Origin of the sequence: Serratia sp. CY83965, assembly GCF_052166375.1 — a bacterium.
Classification (GTDB): domain Bacteria; phylum Pseudomonadota; class Gammaproteobacteria; order Enterobacterales; family Enterobacteriaceae; genus Serratia; species Serratia marcescens.
Genome location: NZ_JBJNOV010000001.1, coordinates 1,244,492 through 1,260,401 on the forward strand (window position 1 = coordinate 1,244,492; position 15,910 = coordinate 1,260,401).

18 protein-coding genes and 2 pseudogenes are annotated in these 15,910 nt (G+C 50.0%); 13 read left to right on the forward strand and 7 right to left on the reverse strand.

Annotation, left to right across the window (positions count from 1 at the left end; translation table 11 throughout):
* Window positions 1–77: 77 nt before the first annotated feature.
* The 7 genes from ACJ8PL_RS06305 to umuC all read left to right on the forward strand — a co-directional run bounded on the left by ACJ8PL_RS06305 (window position 78) and on the right by umuC (window position 6,531).
* The gene (locus ACJ8PL_RS06305; protein WP_442530962.1) at window positions 78–1,697 is read left to right on the forward strand and encodes a hypothetical protein; all 1,620 of its coding nucleotides are present in this window, start codon (window positions 78–80) and stop codon (window positions 1,695–1,697) included.
* Complete coding sequence (locus ACJ8PL_RS06310) at window positions 1,697–2,155, forward strand: phage tail protein (protein ID WP_122078824.1); 459 nt, start codon at window positions 1,697–1,699, stop codon at window positions 2,153–2,155. The genes ACJ8PL_RS06305 and ACJ8PL_RS06310 overlap by 1 nt, the downstream gene beginning before the upstream one ends.
* Window positions 2,130–2,345 carry a tail protein X gene (locus tag ACJ8PL_RS06315; protein WP_442530963.1) on the forward strand — a complete coding sequence of 72 codons (216 nt, stop codon included), beginning with the start codon at window positions 2,130–2,132 and terminating at the stop codon, window positions 2,343–2,345. Before ACJ8PL_RS06310 ends, ACJ8PL_RS06315 begins: the two co-directional genes overlap by 26 nt.
* Window positions 2,346–2,348: 3 nt before the next feature.
* Complete coding sequence (locus tag ACJ8PL_RS06320; protein WP_442530964.1) at window positions 2,349–3,476, forward strand: contractile injection system protein, VgrG/Pvc8 family; 1,128 nt, start codon at window positions 2,349–2,351, stop codon at window positions 3,474–3,476.
* 20 nt (window positions 3,477–3,496) lie between these two features.
* Window positions 3,497–4,195, forward strand: coding sequence for a hypothetical protein (locus ACJ8PL_RS06325; protein WP_442530966.1), 699 nt, complete (start codon window positions 3,497–3,499; stop codon window positions 4,193–4,195).
* A 645-nt stretch (window positions 4,196–4,840) separates the two neighbouring features.
* A complete protein-coding gene (umuD, locus tag ACJ8PL_RS06330; RefSeq protein WP_044550118.1) occupies window positions 4,841–5,263 on the forward strand; it encodes a translesion error-prone DNA polymerase V autoproteolytic subunit in 423 nt (140 codons plus the stop codon).
* On the forward strand, window positions 5,263–6,531 hold the full coding sequence (gene umuC, locus ACJ8PL_RS06335) for a translesion error-prone DNA polymerase V subunit UmuC (RefSeq protein WP_442530967.1): 1,269 nt from the start codon (window positions 5,263–5,265) through the stop codon (window positions 6,529–6,531). The genes umuD and umuC overlap by 1 nt, the downstream gene beginning before the upstream one ends.
* Before the next feature lie 204 nt (window positions 6,532–6,735).
* On the opposite strand, the gene ACJ8PL_RS06340 is transcribed toward umuC, so the two are convergent.
* Window positions 6,736–8,430 carry a serine/threonine protein kinase gene (locus ACJ8PL_RS06340; RefSeq protein ID WP_442530969.1) on the reverse strand — a complete coding sequence of 565 codons (1,695 nt, stop codon included), beginning with the start codon at window positions 8,428–8,430 and terminating at the stop codon, window positions 6,736–6,738.
* A 230-nt stretch (window positions 8,431–8,660) separates the two neighbouring features.
* Window positions 8,661–8,726 (reverse strand): annotated as a pseudogene (locus ACJ8PL_RS06345) (DinI-like family protein); the annotation flags it as partial.
* Between the two features lie 158 nt (window positions 8,727–8,884).
* On the opposite strand from ACJ8PL_RS06345, the pseudogene ACJ8PL_RS06350 reads away from it, so the two are divergent.
* A pseudogene (locus ACJ8PL_RS06350) lies at window positions 8,885–9,064 on the forward strand (isocitrate/isopropylmalate family dehydrogenase); the annotation flags it as partial.
* Between the two features lie 84 nt (window positions 9,065–9,148).
* Here the strand turns inward: ACJ8PL_RS06350 and uspF are convergent.
* Window positions 9,149–9,604 (reverse strand): universal stress protein UspF, encoded by a 456-nt coding sequence (uspF, locus tag ACJ8PL_RS06355; RefSeq protein WP_016928063.1) that lies wholly within the window; start codon window positions 9,602–9,604, stop codon window positions 9,149–9,151.
* 828 nt (window positions 9,605–10,432) lie between these two features.
* Here uspF and ACJ8PL_RS06360 point away from each other — a divergent pair.
* From ACJ8PL_RS06360 to ACJ8PL_RS06370, 3 genes are all read left to right on the forward strand, one after another.
* Window positions 10,433–11,032, forward strand: coding sequence for a hypothetical protein (locus ACJ8PL_RS06360; RefSeq protein WP_033634277.1), 600 nt, complete (start codon window positions 10,433–10,435; stop codon window positions 11,030–11,032).
* Window positions 11,033–11,300: 268 nt separating this feature from the next.
* Entirely contained in the window at window positions 11,301–11,744 is a 444-nt protein-coding gene (gene tolA, locus ACJ8PL_RS06365; RefSeq protein WP_028128048.1) for a cell envelope integrity protein TolA, read from the forward strand.
* A 148-nt stretch (window positions 11,745–11,892) separates the two neighbouring features.
* On the forward strand, window positions 11,893–12,795 hold the full coding sequence (locus ACJ8PL_RS06370) for an HNH endonuclease (protein WP_033640596.1): 903 nt from the start codon (window positions 11,893–11,895) through the stop codon (window positions 12,793–12,795).
* 30 nt (window positions 12,796–12,825) lie between these two features.
* Here ACJ8PL_RS06370 and ACJ8PL_RS06375 read toward each other — a convergent pair whose 3' ends face one another.
* A complete protein-coding gene (locus ACJ8PL_RS06375) occupies window positions 12,826–13,116 on the reverse strand; it encodes a hypothetical protein (RefSeq protein WP_025302534.1) in 291 nt (96 codons plus the stop codon).
* A gap of 145 nt (window positions 13,117–13,261) precedes the next feature.
* Between ACJ8PL_RS06375 and ACJ8PL_RS06380 the strand changes: the two genes are divergently transcribed.
* Window positions 13,262–13,681: a GNAT family N-acetyltransferase gene (locus ACJ8PL_RS06380; protein ID WP_016928058.1), complete on the forward strand. Its 420-nt coding sequence runs from the start codon at window positions 13,262–13,264 to the stop codon at window positions 13,679–13,681.
* Here ACJ8PL_RS06380 and ACJ8PL_RS06385 read toward each other — a convergent pair.
* Both ACJ8PL_RS06385 and ACJ8PL_RS06390 read right to left on the reverse strand, forming a co-directional pair.
* Window positions 13,678–13,890 carry a hypothetical protein gene (locus tag ACJ8PL_RS06385; RefSeq protein WP_004941224.1) on the reverse strand — a complete coding sequence of 71 codons (213 nt, stop codon included), beginning with the start codon at window positions 13,888–13,890 and terminating at the stop codon, window positions 13,678–13,680. The genes ACJ8PL_RS06380 and ACJ8PL_RS06385 overlap by 4 nt on opposite strands.
* A gap of 94 nt (window positions 13,891–13,984) precedes the next feature.
* Window positions 13,985–15,100: an AI-2E family transporter gene (locus tag ACJ8PL_RS06390; RefSeq protein ID WP_442530971.1), complete on the reverse strand. Its 1,116-nt coding sequence runs from the start codon at window positions 15,098–15,100 to the stop codon at window positions 13,985–13,987.
* 294 nt (window positions 15,101–15,394) lie between these two features.
* Between ACJ8PL_RS06390 and ACJ8PL_RS06395 the strand changes: the two genes are divergently transcribed.
* Window positions 15,395–15,532: a hypothetical protein gene (locus ACJ8PL_RS06395; protein WP_170913118.1), complete on the forward strand. Its 138-nt coding sequence runs from the start codon at window positions 15,395–15,397 to the stop codon at window positions 15,530–15,532.
* Between the two features lie 85 nt (window positions 15,533–15,617).
* On the opposite strand, the gene ACJ8PL_RS06400 is transcribed toward ACJ8PL_RS06395, so the two are convergent.
* Window positions 15,618–15,827 (reverse strand): tautomerase family protein, encoded by a 210-nt coding sequence (locus ACJ8PL_RS06400; RefSeq protein ID WP_033633277.1) that lies wholly within the window; start codon window positions 15,825–15,827, stop codon window positions 15,618–15,620.
* Window positions 15,828–15,910: the final 83 nt, after the last annotated feature.

Sequence of the window (15,910 nt, forward strand, 5' to 3'; positions counted from 1 at the left end):
CACGCTGGGCGACTGGCTGAACATGCCATTCAGCGTGTTTAGCGATTTTCTGGTGCTTGAAGTGGAGATAATCAATCGTGGCCGGACTTAGCCAGAAATTAAAGGCCGTTATCAGTTTCGGCGGCAATATCGACTCCTCCTGGGGCCGTTCTACGGACGGCCTGAAAAAGGGATTGAGTTCTGTAGAAAAACAGTCTGAAAAGCTGGGCAAGCAACAGAAGGCGCTTGCGCTGGAAATGAAGAAGGCGAAGTTAGCCGGCAAAGATATCTCCGGGTTGAAACGCGACTATGCCGGCGTGACGCGCGAGATAAAAAAAGCGGATGCCGCTCAGGAGGCCTTTAACCGTGATTTGCAGCGCGCCGAACGCCTGCGCCGCTTCGGTGCCGGCGCAAAAACGGCGGTCGGCCGCACGCTGAAAGCGGGGATCGGGATGACGCTCGGCGGTGGCGCGCTGGCTGCCGCTGCCGGCGCGATCCTTTCCCCTGTGAACATGAATGCCCGGACCGCTGAAGCCGTCGGCAAAGCGAAAACCTATGGCGTGGGCATCGAGACGTATAACGCCTGGGACAGCTTCGGAAAGCAAATGGGGCTGAACGGTGAAAACTTCGGGGACCTCCTCGAGGAGCTGAAGAACAAAGCCGGCGAATATAAGGCGACCGGGGAGCAATCCTCGCTTAACGATGCTTTCAAGATGCTGAAATTTGGCGCCGGCGACTTTGCCGGCCTGACCAATGAACAGCAGTTTGAAAAAATCATGGAGCGCGCCCTAACGCACAAAGACGAGCAGGAGGCGGCGTCCGCCGTCGATATGCTGATGGGGGGCGAGGCCAATAAAATCCTGACGTACATGCGCCTGACCGGCAAAAGCTACAAGGAGATGATGGATCAGCAGAAGCGTTACAACCTGGTGACGAAAGAAGGCGCAGATGGCGCCATTCGCGGCAATATCGCGTTTAGCAATCTGCGCAGCGTGTGGGGGTCGGCCGTTGAGGAAATCGCCGGCAAGCTGGGCGGATCATTGGCGCCGAAAGTGACGCAGCTGGCGGACGAGCTTTCCGCCTGGTTCAAAAATGGCGGCATAGAAATTATCTCCACCACGATCAGGAACAAATGGATCCCGAACCTGGTGGAGTTCGCCAACGGCATCATGACCGTAACAAAGCTGTTTCTGGCCATTGCCCGCCGTTTGTCCTGGCTTTTACCTAACGAGCAGAGCGACAAAAAAGCCATAGTGCGCTCACTCGGGAGCGGTGACATTGCCGGCGCGCGCGATTTTGCGCAGTCGCACGGGCTAGGCTCCTGGCTTGAGTCAATTCTGGCAGACCCGGAGAAGCAAAAGACCCTGCAGGGGATTTACCGCGATACGCAATATTCCGTGACCTCTGAACGCGTATTCAGCCCGGGCGAATATTGGGACAAGGCCGACGATCGGATGCTGGCCGCTATCGGGGAAATTGACAAAGGTGATGATCCGTTAGAAGGGGCCTTTTCTTTCCTGTCTTCACTGACCAATCAAGGCGCCGCTGGCGACAAGCCTGCGATGACAGACAATCGCAGGCAAGAGGTCAATATGACGGTGATCGCTCAACCTGGTCAGGATGCGCAAGCGGTGGCGGATAGCGCGGTGTCGTCAATGAAAAATATGGATGTATTCAACGGCAACAATGCGATGCATGACCCAGCGGAGGCCTGGTAATGGTGGACATTATTGGCACGATCACGGGCGCCTATGATGCACGGCGGCCGGCGGACAGCGCCAGCATTATGATGATGCTCGGCACCTTTGAATTTTCTATCGACACGACGACCTATAACCAGTTGACGCGGGAAGCCCGTTGGCGCTGGAGTGAGCAGGAGCGGATCGGCAAACAGGACTTGCTGCAGTACACAGGGAAATCCGCCCGGACGGTCAAAATGGACGGGGAGGCGCATTCCCAGTTTCGAAACGGTGTGGCCAGCATTGATACGCTTTATGACCTGGCCGACAAGGCCGAACCTCAACAACTGGTGAGCAGCGCCGGTGATGTGTTGGGCTGGTGGGTTATTACCGATTTTACCGACACGACGCCGGCGTTTTTGCCTGGCGGCGCTCCTCGCAAGAAAACCTACTCGATCACCATAAAACACTATGCCGACGAATTATCTAACCCGTGAGGGTGATGTGCTGGATGCCGTCTGTGCGGCTCACTACGGCACAGAGAACCTTTCCCAAACCGTTGTAACGGTTTTGGACGCAAATCGCGAACTGGCGGCCCTGGGGGCCGTCTATCCGGCGGGGATAGTCATCACCTTGCCAGACATTGAGACGCTGACGCCAGAATCGCCTATACAGCTATGGGATTAACCGATGCAACAAAAACAGCCGGCCGAATTTCGGCCAGAATTTCGCATAACTGCAGAGGGGCGAGATATTACCGCGATTCTGCGAGAAAACTTGGTTGATCTCAGCCTGACCGATAATGGTGGCGCCACGGGCAAGGCTGACGAGCTGCAGATCACCCTCCTGTCTGAAACCCTAAAACTACCGCCAAAGGGCGCCCGCCTCCGGGTTTCCCTGGGATTCAATGGCCAGCTGGTCGACAAGGGCTGGTTTGTTGTATCCGGCCGCGCCAGCAGCGGACCGCCGCGAAAAATCGTGCTGTATGCCACTGCCGCCCCTATGAATGCGCAAAAGCAACCCGGAGACGTACAGAGCCAGAAAAGCCGCAGCTGGGACGCTGTGACACTAGGGGACATTGTGACGACGGTCGCAAAGGATAACGGACTGATCCCGAAGGTTGCCGAGCAGCTGGCCAGCATTGCGATCGAGCATATCGATCAGGTGCGTGAGTCTGACGCGGCGCTGATGACTCGCCTGGCGCGAATGTATAACGCGGTTAGCAAGCCTGCCGGCGGCTATTGGCTATTCCTGGAACAAGGAGAGGCGACGACCGCGAGCGGGCGCCGGCTTACCAATGTGACGATCACCCGGGAGGCGCTGACATCGTGGAGTTATTCAGATGGCCAGCGCGGCGCTACCACTGAAAAGCCAGCGAAGACGGCGGACGGTAAAGGCAAAAAGGGCAAGGTGAGCGTTGCATACTACGACGCCGCCGACGGCCGGACTAAAACGCAATCGCTCGAGCATAACGGGCCTGACCAGGCTAATCCCTTCACGCAACCGAGCAAGGCCCAGGCTGATAGCAGCGCCAAAGCCAAAATGACGAAGGCCAACCGCAACGAGCGGCGAATGACGCTTAGCGGCCCGGGGCGGCCGCAGTACGTCCCGTTAACGGCAGAGGCTCGGATAACAACGGCCGGTTTTGGTGAGGAAGAGGATCGCACTTGGTTAATTGAGTCCCTGGCGTTCTCTTTGAACAGCTCCGGCCTGACGATGGCGTTTAATCTGGTCACTGATATTAAACCGCCTGCAGAGAACAAAGCGAAAGCTGCGAAGAAAGGAAAAAAATCCGATGGCATTGGCTATTTCGATTAACGCTATTCAAGTAAGGTAAAATGATGGAAGAGTTAAGGCTTGTCCGTTCTGCACAACAATTAAAATCAGGTGGCCGAAACATTCAAGACAATGAATTATCATTGCCAATATCCAAGCTGCCACCTACTGATAAATTAAATCTCACTGCTTTGGTTCCCGTTGTCAATGAAGGGGTGACTGAGGCGACGACAATAAAAAATATCGTTGATTTACTCGATGGGGGATCGCCTGGTGATATCAAGTTAGATCCCAGCGCTAATAACTTGCTAAGTAATAGTAACGCGGGACTTATGTTAGACCGTTACAAGGCCCCTTGTGTGGGTATTACCGGCACGTATGTGAGTACTAGCGCGGGGCCTGACTTCACTAAGGATAACGCTTTTAGTGAAACGGGCGGCATTTGGAGAGTGAAAAATACCCTTATGCTTAGCCGAGTACCAAGTACGGCTAATGGTGCGGTCATTGTTGATATCACGCTGGGGAAAATACCCTGTGATAGCTCGGGGATCCCTTTGCAGTATACGTTAAGTGTCGGGATGACAAGTAAAAAGGTCGGTGGAGTCTGGCGTCAGCATTCTGTTATGATATTGGCCATTGTTGGCGCTCCCATTAAATTATTGGATATCGTTTCCGGAGTTTTAGAAGATTACAAAGAGGGAGTAGCGTGGGGGGTAAGCGTTAAATATACGTTTGGGGATATGGCCCCATCGGTACCATAATTACATTGAAGTTTATAAAGAAAAAGAGGCAGATAATCTGCCTCTTTTAGTATCCCTGGTGCTGGTGGATTTTTTATCTTTTAATCATACCAATAAATATCGTTCGGATAATGTTTCCGAATCTTGTCGCAGCACGTCTTAAAATTGATGGTGGCTTGCATTTCTCACAGTAGCTCGGTTCGCCGTTTGCCCAACCGGTGGTTTCAGCTATCCATAACCCGCACGTTCTGCAAAACGTCATGTTGTGTGCAGACATGATACACCTCCATATGAAAACCATTATTAATGGTGCGTGTATTGTCTCGGAGTTGCAAATGGGTATTGCCGATCAATTAGTTGCAGATTGATCGTTGAAAACGATCGCTTACGATTAGCCAGGTGGCTACCAGGCTTGTCTGTACATTGAAATGCCTCGGTAGGGAACACAGAATTGCAGTTGTGTTGGGGGAACGTATAATGGCTGAAGTTTTTATCGTGCTTGTGTACTTATTCACGTAGGCAAGATACTGGTAGAACTTCATCTTCATTCATCAAAACTATCTTTCTTTACCGATCAATATCCTACCTTTCTGAGAGATTTCCGAACTTTCCCCCGCTAAAAACTTGCGTTTATACTGTATAAAAACACAGTATCAGGGCAACATTATGACTTTCTTTTATCCAACACCAAACCCCACCAAACTAGAGATCCCGCTGTTTTCCGATAAGGTACCTGCGGGCTTTCCCAGTCCTGCAGCTGATTACGTCAGTTCACGTATCGACTTGAACGAGTACTGCATCAGCCACCCTAACGCGACCTATTTCCTCTATGCGACCGGCGACTCGATGCTGGAGGCGGGCATCACGGAGGGCTCTATGCTCGTTGTCGATCGCAGTATCAGCCCAGCTCATGGCGATATAGTTATTGCCAGCATCGCTGGCGAGTTCACTGTGAAACGTCTCTGCTTACATCCGCGCGCGCAGCTGGAGCCAATGAATCCAAAGTATGAGCCGATCCTACTCCATGACAGCGGCGACGATTTGGAGGTGATAGGCGTCGTGGTGTCATCGATAACGAGGCTTAAGTAATGTATGCGCTTGCTGATGTGAATAGCTTTTATGCGAGCTGCGAAACCTTGTGGCGTCCAGACCTGCGCGGCCGGCCTGTTGTCGTTCTTTCGAATAATGATGGGTGCGTGGTAGCCAGGAGCAAAGAGGCGAAGGCTCTGGGCCTGAAAATGGGGGAACCCTATTTCAAAATTAAGCGTGAATTTGAGAGCGTCGGGGGGATAGCGTTCAGCAGTAATTACGAGCTTTATGCTGACATGTCACAGCGAGTGATGGCCGTTTTAGAAGAGATGGCACCGCGTGCGGAGATTTATTCGATTGATGAGAGTTTCATGGATCTGACCGGCGTGCGTAATTGTATCGACCTTGAAACCTTTGGCCGCCAGGTGAGGGCTAAAGTGTTACGCAATACCGGCCTAACAGTCGGGGTTGGCATTGCCCAAACCAAGACACTGGCGAAGCTGGCCAACTTTGCGGCGAAGAAGTGGGACAAGACTGGCGGGGTTGTGGACCTGTCCAACGAAGGGCGCCAGCGCAAACTTATGGACTTACTGCCGGTGAATGAGGTCTGGGGTATCGGCCGGCGGATATCGAAAAAACTCAACATGATGGGTATCGAAACCGCGCTGCAGTTGGCTGATGCCAGCACGACGATGATCCGCAAGCACTTCAGCGTTGTAATAGAGCGCACTGTGCGCGAGCTACGCGGTCAGCCCTGTCTTGAATTGGAGGAATTCGCGCCGACGAAGCAGCAGATTATCTGTAGTCGCAGCTTTGGTGACCGTATCACTGATTATGATGCAATGCATCAGGCGATCTGTATGTACGCGACACGCGCAGCGGAGAAGCTACGGGAAGAGCATCAGTATTGCCGGCACGTCAGTGCATGGATAAAGACCAGCCCGTTTGCAATAAATGAGGAGTACTACGGCAACACGGGCAGCATAAAACTGAGCACACCTACGCAGGATACCCGAGACATTATCGCCGCCTGCATTCGCTGTCTTGATGCGATTTGGCAACCCGGTCATCGGTACCAGAAAGGTGGGGTGATGCTGCAGGACTTTTTCAGTCAGGGTGTGGCCCAGTTGGGTTTATTCGATGAACATCAGCCAAGGCATAACAGCGAGAAGCTGATGGGAGTACTTGACCGCATCAATAACTCGGGGAGGGCCCAGCTATGGTTCGCAGGGCAAGGGGCACTCCAGTCATGGTCGATGAAGCGTGAGCTACTATCACCGGCATACACGACACGGCTAAGTGATCTTCCACGCGCTCGGGTGTACTAAAGCAGTGACAAAAATTTCATGTGACAGTCAGCTTTGAGCGAGGAGTGGAAGTTCGCAATTGCTCTCACCACTGATGCGGTCATATCAAAATCTGCTGTTGGCACGGCCCTTCCGGACTGATAGCCCCGAAGGGCCATCATGAGCGATGGTACGGAAATTACTTTCATACACCAACTTAAAAAATGAAACTAAAACCATGGCTGGTTACTCATTTCGACTGAATTTATCCTTAAGTGTAGAGAAAAGAATACGTGCAGCTTGTCGGTTTGCGGCTAAGTTTTGTTGTTCCGTCCACTCACCATTAACAATAATCCCTAGATAGTCACTGCCTGTTGGAATGCCAAGACACTCAGGCATACTTGATCGCTTTGATATTAACAATACAAAGGTTGAGCGGATTGTTGTTTGAACAATATCATCTCCTAGTACGCGGTCTAGTAAATGCTCTCTGTGTGCTATCGGCTGTGTACAATCATAAACAATGGCGACAACCGGAAGACTTAGTGCTTTCGATAGTACTAATGCTTCATTCCATGTGTAAGTTAAACTGTCCCTTAAAGTATGAAGACATGAAAATTCTGGCAAGATGTCTTTAGGTTCTTGAGATAGAATTCTATGCATGTCCGCCTCCACTGCGTTCTGTATGAAAGTTGTGGGATAGTCTTGGCTAAATATCGTATCCATACTTGCACGATAAACCTCGCCAATTGTGGTGTACCATACAAACTCTCCACCAATTGCTTCTACCCAGAGATAGGATGAGAATAGATATTCACCAGCTAAGTCCCAACGAATCCTCACATAACCAGGCGATTTGGAATCATTCATATCTGTTTGGTGGGCTCTAAGATTACCGCTACTTATATCGGAAACGACAGAGCTGTACATTCCCATCGCCCAATTTAAGGCATCTCTAATACGTAGTGACCGTTCTCCTCTACTCTTGAATGTCGCGTTATCCAAAAGCTCAAACAACTGCTCGCGTCTAGTACTTGGTCCCATGCGTAAATATTGATTCAAAACTTTATGTAGTGCATTTGCCATGAATTTTTCTGTTTGATATCTGTCACTTACATGATATGAAAATGCCTTGTCAAAAAAATTAAGAATTGAAGTTCTTCCAATTTCTGAAAAATATGGAAGGGAGTTATTGCGCTGGTGAGGTAATTTCCCTTTTTGATCTTGAAGTATAGAAGGTTTCTTTCCCGTTATAAGGAAAAAAAAGACGCCAGCAATGGCGGTAAGATCTGAGACAGGATTTCGTTTATCATCGCTGCCGCCCGCTAACTCAGGTAACAAAAGGAATCTGTTTCCTAGAGCGTCATTGATACGAGTTAGTTGCTTAATTTCCTCGTCGTTTTTATTATAAGCAATGCCAAAATCGATTAGAACTGGGGTATCATCTTCTTTCATGATGATGTTATCAGGTTTAATGTCTCGATGAAGAATTCCAGCTTCGTGCGCCAGGCCAATTGTGTCTAGTAATTGAAGTGTTATAGCAATAGCTCGATCAAGTGAAATATTTCCTACCTTGTTGCGCCATTTCTGGAGTGTGAGTCCCTCAATGAATTCCGTTACGATATATAGTTTGATGTCTTTATTTTTATATAAATTAGCATTTGACTCAATTATTTTTGGAACCTGAGCATCACTAAGAAAGGAATAGGCACGAGCTTCATTAAAAAATCTCGTACGCCGTTCGGTACTTCCCACCTCATGCATTATTTTTAAAAATGCTATTTGGATACCATTCTTAGATATTACTTTATGCCCAACGCCTTGACCTCCCTCGGCCATATTTTCTATTAAAATTCTCCAGTTTTTCTCAAATGATATATTTTCAGTCCACAACACTTGCGGAAGGTTTTCGGGTAAACTACATGGTAGGTTATGAGTCACAATGTATCCTTTTCTATTATTGTCCCCGAGCTCATGCATTGAGGCAAGTTTTCATTTGCTGTGTTTCATCAAAAGTAGATAACATATGGATATAAATCTATCCAGTCATTATTTAATACGCAAATTGTCAGTATAGTCCGCTCCTGGCAGCGAGCTGCCTGTCAGATTGGCTCTGGGCGCTAGCTGTGTCAGTTCAAGCCTGGGTTAATACACTTGAGCAATGGTTGAAATCAGTCATCTGCATTTTCCCACGCTTCCTGCAGCATTTCCTCGATAGCCCCTCTGTCCGCTGGTGTACCGTTTCGCGCTGACCCCTCATGACGGTGAGCGTAGTCAAAGGCATTATCAAAACTAGATAAACATTAATTATAATCAAAGAGTTACGAATTGCCTTAAATGATACAACAATATAGATTGAATGTAATTTTTATTTTTATATTCAATCAGTTATGATCTGGGCCGCAATCTAATGCTGCGTCACATGGGCTGGTTCGAAGCGGCTGACCTGATCGTTAAAGGCATGGAAGGCGCCATCGCTGCCAAGACCGTGACCTACGACTTCGAACGCCTGATGGAAGGCGCTAAGCTGCTGAAATGTTCAGAGTTTGGCGACGCCATCGTTAAACACATGTAAGGGTGTTTGGCGTTAGAATGAGAACGGGAGCCTTAGGGCTCCCGTTTTTTTACTGTTCAAATATGAGTGAGGTGTCGGACAGGCTCACTGCGCGGCGTTAGCTGATTCACGCACGACCAGCACCGGGCAATTGGCGTGGCGGACGACGGCGGTGGCATTGGAGCCGAGGAGATAAGTGATGGCAGAAGGGCGGTTGGAACCCATCACGATAATCTCCGCGTTGAGCGCATCGGCGAGCTCCAGGATCTGATCTTTGGGATCGCCGACGGCAACGTGCGTGGTCACTCTATCTTCAGGCACGCTGAATTCTTTGGCCGCTTTTGCCAGCCCTTCGGTTGCTACCGCAATGATTTCGTCTTTGGTTTCTATCGCCGCCGTGGCGGCAAAGCCGAAAGCGGCATAGGTGGCGCGCGACGGGATCACCGCCAAGAAATGGACGTGGGAGTCTTCGAGCCTGGCGAGCGCGTTGACATGCGGGATGACCTGCTGTGTTAATTCCGGCTCGGTAATATCCACGGGAACCAAAATAGTTTTGTACATACTCCCTCCTTATCGTTTTCAAAAAACTCCACTTTTTGGATTATAGCTGCTTAACGCAGGGAAAGGGGAGATCCAGGTGGCAGAACTAAAGAAATTGGCCGCCAACAATCGGAGATAATCGCTACCTTGGTTATAGAGTATAAACAGAGAATATCAGATGAACTAAGGGATAAACAGCAAGAAAAACTAAATAATTATTTTTATTCAATGGGTTATGAGTGCGTCTGGATAGTCAATACAAAAACAGTTTTGCTAAATTAGCAATACTAATCGAAAGCTTGCTACTGGACGATTAGTCTAACACTCTACTACCTGGGGGGTGAGGTTTACCTGGACGTTAGAGGCATAGAAGGTGCTAATTTGCTGAAATGTTCAGAGCTTCGTGGTGCTACCTTTAGGCATATTTAATACGTTCGGTGTTTTAATGGAAGACAAATCTCAGCGTGTTCGTCTTGATGCATATGTAATAATCATTGACATAATTCCGTAAGGTGACTTGTTAATGATTCGGAAAAATAATGTACCTGAATATAGGCATTTTTCGGTTGTATTATTTTAACGTTTTTATGATTTTTATTAGTATTGAGGAGTCTATTTTTAGGTCAAAATAGACTATCGATCTTCTATGGGTTATGGCTTGCCGATATGGTTTCTATGGCTTTTTTTTGATATAGGTATAGATGATTATGCAGGAACTTAACCCACCATGTTTTTACATTTTCTAATAATACCTAATTGAACTGTTTTGTTTGAAATAATTTGATGTTTAGTGTTATAGATAATAGTTGCCTTTAACATAAATTTTTAATGACGATCAAGAGGTGCATAATGAATTTTAGTTTGATACTTTACAGATATAATACTGCTCTGGATAGAGGCAGAAAAACAGTACAATTATCAATTGCAATAATGACTATTTGGATGGCGTTATGTGTATTCGTTTTTAAAATTGTTGATCTTTCATTCAATAAGGGTGACTTAAACGCCAGTATTCATGTTGACTTTGACTGGGATGTGTTTTCTTCATGGGGGATCGTGATATTTATTACATTGATTGGTGCCGTGTTCCATGGATTCCATGCGTCTAATGCTGAATTAAAAAATGCGAATGCAATAATAGACGACTTATTTATATCCGAAGATAAAGATATGGATAAAAAATTAACCAGTCTGAACAATATCGCCAGCGAGCTTGAGCGTTATTGTATCAAAGCATCTGCGCTGAATTTGATTTCATTTATGCTTATTTTCTTCAGTTTCCTTCATGGTTATCTATCAATTGGAGAAATAATCCAAGGGCTTAGGGAGAGTAATTACCTGGCTTTGATAGTCGTGTCTGTATTTATATTGGCTTTTGTTGCATATTATCATGATGTGATTGTTTTGCTTAATGACCGAAAACGAAAGCGCAACAAAGAAAAGGTATAAATTATTAATAATTTCAGTATGTTGATTGTTAATGGGGATTGATGTGCCTTATCGCTATATACATTTTTTTCATTTTTTTAAATTGAGAGTGTATTTGACATGTGAAGAAAATATGCGTTTAACCTTAAGGGAGAGGGCTGTTTCATCGAAACTCTCGTCTTCTACGCTGACGGCTGCTTTTTATGAGTCTTACATCACTTTTCGATTGTGAATATTGAGCTGCTATTGTTATTGTTTTTCAACTGACAACATCCATAAGGACAGGGATATGAAAATAACGCATTCAGGCTATAAAACCGGCGTTGCTACAGTATTGGCGGCGATGACCGCGCTGGCATTAACGGGGTGTGCCAAGAGCACGGCCCCCAGCCAAACCGATCCGGTAAATAAAGAGGTTGACGATCTTTTCACCAACCTTGGCGACCCAAAGACGCCGGCACCGGGAAAAGAGAAAGAACACTATATCGCCCAGTTGCAGGCCGCGATTCAAAGCCATTTGAAAGATGCCGAGGCCTACTCAGGCAAGCGTTGCACATTGAGCATCAAGCTGGCGCCGGACGGTATGCTGATCAGCATTCGGGCTGAGCAAGGGGAACCGGAACTTTGCCAGGCCGCGATCAAGGCAATCACCAATGCGCGTCTGCCTAAGCCGCCTACGGCCGCGGTTTACGAAGCGGTCAAAAGCAGCGCGTTGGAATTTCGCCCGCAGTGAATAAACAACGCTGTTTCCGTGCAACGCTATCCCGGTCAAGGCCGGGATTTTTTATTGCCGTCACCCTGCGTTAATTGGTGAGAATCACTAAAGCCCTTGATGAAGGGTGACGATAACCCTTAAAAATCCTGATTATAAAAGAGTGGCCATGCGTTTTTTCTGGGTCAACATTGGTGGCAGCGTCGCGGAAGTTTTTAAGGGCGAATTCCTGTGGGCGCCGCAATATGGAATAAATAAGACTGGGAACATGTTTAAACCTGCCGGGTGGGAAACGGTCAAAAAAGTCAAAGAGGGTGACCTGATTTTTTGCCACAAGGGTAGGAAGATCATCGGCGTGGCGACAGCGGTACGCGATGCTTACTCTGCACCGCGGCCTGAGCATCGGGTCGCGGGACCGCCGCATATTGCGGGTACCCAAGTCGATTTGGAACTGACGCGTCTTGAACTACCTATTGATGTTTCCCTTTTTAATCAAGCGTTCACACGCATGCACAACCAGGCTTGCCTTCCGCGCGTTTTTAATAAGAAAGGCGGATGCACCGAAAACTATATGTGCGAGATCCCCGCGCCGGCAGCCGCGTTGATCGCCGGTTTTCTCTCGGAAAATCTCTCTATCAACTTCCATGCGGATACCGTCGAAATCACCAGAGAGGTCGGTGGTGAGCAAGAAAGGGTGATTCAGGCGCGGATTGGGCATGGTCCCTATCGCGATAAAATGTTTAAGCGGTGGGGAAACCGGTGCGCCGTCACGGGGATTGCGGAGCCGTCCATTCTCATTGCCTCTCACATCGTTGCCTGGTCGATTGCGACCCCAGAAGAAAAAGTGGATCCGCACAATGGTTTGCCGTTAATCCCCAATCTGGACAAGCTGTTCGATCGTGGCATGATCAGTTTTGCCGATGACGGACGTTTGCTGTATTCACGGACGATGAGCGGTTTGCTATGTGAGCTGAGGATCCCGTTGGACGCCAATATTAGCGGGTTGTCTGAAAAGAACAGAGCATACCTGCAACGGCATCGAGTGAAGTGGGGGTTTGAAACTGTGCCCTGATGCAGGTTTGCCAAATCAGAGCCGGGGCTCTTACCGATACATCATCGCGCTCACGCGCTCGGCCCGATCTTTAAAACCGTTGCTGCGCATCGTTACCACGTAATAGCGGTAGTGATGTTTCTGTGCGTATTCGCGCACCAGATCTTCGGCGAATAGGCCGCTGAAGGTGACGGTGGTGACGAACGTCAGCCCTTTCACTTCGTAGGTGCTGATCTCTTGCGGGGTGCCGATATACGGCGGCGGGAACACGGTTTTGTGGAACTGGCAGCCCGCCAGCAGCAGGGTAAACAGCAGGGCGGCGGAGATTTGCGGTATTCTCATCGGGAAAAGCTTTCCTTCCTTGGCGTGTGTTTTAGTAACTCTATAATAGGATTACAAAATTCGGCGGGGATGTAAAAGTTATCCCGCTTCGGTTGCCGTTTCGTTGAAGCGGTGTCGCCGTATCCATCAGCATGAGGATTAAAACATGTTTGTTCGCCAGGCCACTGACAGCGATGTCGCAGCCCTGATCGCCCTCGACAGCGTCGCCGAACACGAACCGCAGCGCGCGGCGCAGATCCGGGCCTGGTGCGGGCAGGGGGAGTGCTATCTTGCCAAGGAACAGGACGTGGTGATGGGCTATGGCGTATTGCACTATCATTTCTTCGGCTGCGGCTTTATCGAGATGCTGATGGTCGGCGAGCGCTATCGCCGCCGGGGCGTCGGGCAGGCGTTGATTACGGCATTGAAGTCCCATTGCCGAAACCCGAAGCTGTTCACTTCCACCAATCGTTCCAACCTGCCGATGCAGCGGCTGCTGCTGAACGCCGGATTTGTCGCCAGCGGCCAGATTGACAATCTCGATGACGGCGATCCGGAGCAGGTCTTTTTTATCCCGCTGCGCTAATACAACCGGACATCGACCGCCTGCTGTTGCAGCCAGGTGCTGACGTAGCCATAAGCGGCATAGAAGGCCAGCAGCGCGAAGATCAGCACCGAAAGCGAGGCCAAAAATTTGACGTCGCCGTGCTTCGAAAGCTGGTAAGCGCAAGAGATAAAGGCCAGCAGGCACAGCAGGGTGAAGGCGATGGCCAGCGTGGCGTAGAAAATAAGCATAACGAAACCCGTTCTTCCTTGTGAGCCTGGCAAGGATACCACAGACAAAAAAAAGGGGCCCAAACGGGCCCCTGCGTGATTCGCTGCGGGAGGTTTACTCCAGCGCGTCGGGATGGTTTTTGCCTTCCTCGATAAACTCTTCGTCGATCTCTTCGATGTTATCCTCGCTGTCGCGGCCGGACAGGATGTTCCAGCAGGCGATGAACAGCGCGGCGATCAAGGGGCCGATGACGAAGCCGTTGATGCCGTAAATCTCCATGCCGCCCAGGGTGGAGATCAGGATCAGGTAGTCCGGCATTTTGGTGTCTTTGCCCACCAGCAGCGGGCGCAGGATGTTGTCCACCAGGCCGATCACCACCACGAAGAACACTACCAGGAAAATGGCTTTCCACAGCATGCCGGTGGCGAAGAAGTAGATCACCGCCGGCACCCAGATGATGGCGGAGCCCACGGCCGGGATGATCGACAGGAACGCCATCAGCGCGCCCCACAGCAGGCTGCCGTCGATGCCGGTAAAGTAAAACGCCAGCCCGCCGAGCGCGCCTTGCACCACGGCGACCACCACCGTGCCCTTGACGGTGGCGCGGGAAACGGCGGCGAACTTCACGAACAGGTGGTGTTTCACGTGCTGGGAGAGCGGCAGCGCTTCGAGCGCCAGGTTCACCAGATAGGGGCCGTCTTTCAGCAGGAAGAACAGCAGGTAGAGCATCACGCCGAAACCGACGACGAAGTTGAAGGTGCCCTTGCCGATCAGGAACACGCTGCCCGCCAGATATTGCCCGCCCTTGAGCGCCACCTCGGAAAGCTGCTTTTGGATCTCGGCGGCGCTGTTGAGGTTATGCTCCGCCAGGAAGCGCTGCGCCCAGCCGGGCAGGTGGCGCATAAAGTCCGCTAGCATGGTCGGTAATTGGCTGTTGTTGGTCTGCAGCTTGGTGTAGATCACGTTGAATTCCATCGCCAGCGACGAGGCGATGATCGCCAACGGCGTGAACACGATCAGGCAGATCAGCACCACCGTCAGCAGCGACACCACGCCGTTGCGTTCGCCGACGTACTGCTTCAACTTCTTTTTCACCGGATGGAAAATCACCGCCAGAATAACCGCCCACAGCACCGAGGAGTAATAAGGCCCCAGCACGTCGAGAAAGGCGGCGGTAACGATGAACAGGATCAGAATAAAGAATCCTTTGGAAATGCCTTTAGACATCATAGTCGTCCCTCAAAAGATGAATTTTCAGCATAGATGAACTGAATGAAAACAACACTATCATCACCTTTGCTTAACCGGTAGGGGATTTTTAGTAGCGTATTCCATAGGGTTATTAAGGGCAAGGCGGGCGCCGCACGGTGAACAGGCGGCGGCGAGAGAAAAGAAAGAGGGCTAAATAATTAAATAAATTTATCGATTGTGTTTCATTTTGTGAGCCGCACTTGCCGCCTGCGCCAGGCTTTCCTAGTTTTTAGGAGGGCGGCCGTTCGCCCGATATCACGAAGGAGTATGCAAATGACTGAACACAAACGACTTGCCGTTATCGAAAAGGTGCTGCTGATCGCTTTCGCCGGCGTGCTGGTTTATCTTGCCACTACCGGCGCCTTGTCATTATCGGGCCTTGATCACCACTGGCCTTATCCTTCGCGCTAAGCGTGCTTGGTCTCATCATGCAGGCCCGATAACGATAATGAGCGGCTGTACCCTACGACACGAGACTCACAGCATCAATCATCCGTTATTCGCCTCGTTCTTTGGCGCGCAGGGCGGTGACGCTCTCTCCGCCGACGCCCCAGTTGTCGGTGGCCACCTCGTCAATCACCACGAAAGTGGTGTGGCGTGGCTTATTCAGCACCCGCTCCAGCAGCGTGGTGGCTCCCTCGATCAGCATGCGCTTTTGCGCGGCGCTGACCCCTTCGTCGGTCACTTTAATGTTGACGTATGGCATGGCGTTTTCCCCCGGTTTCACCAGACCCCGGCGGTGGCGCCGCCGTCAACCACGAGCGCCGCGCCGGTAACGAAATTGGCGTC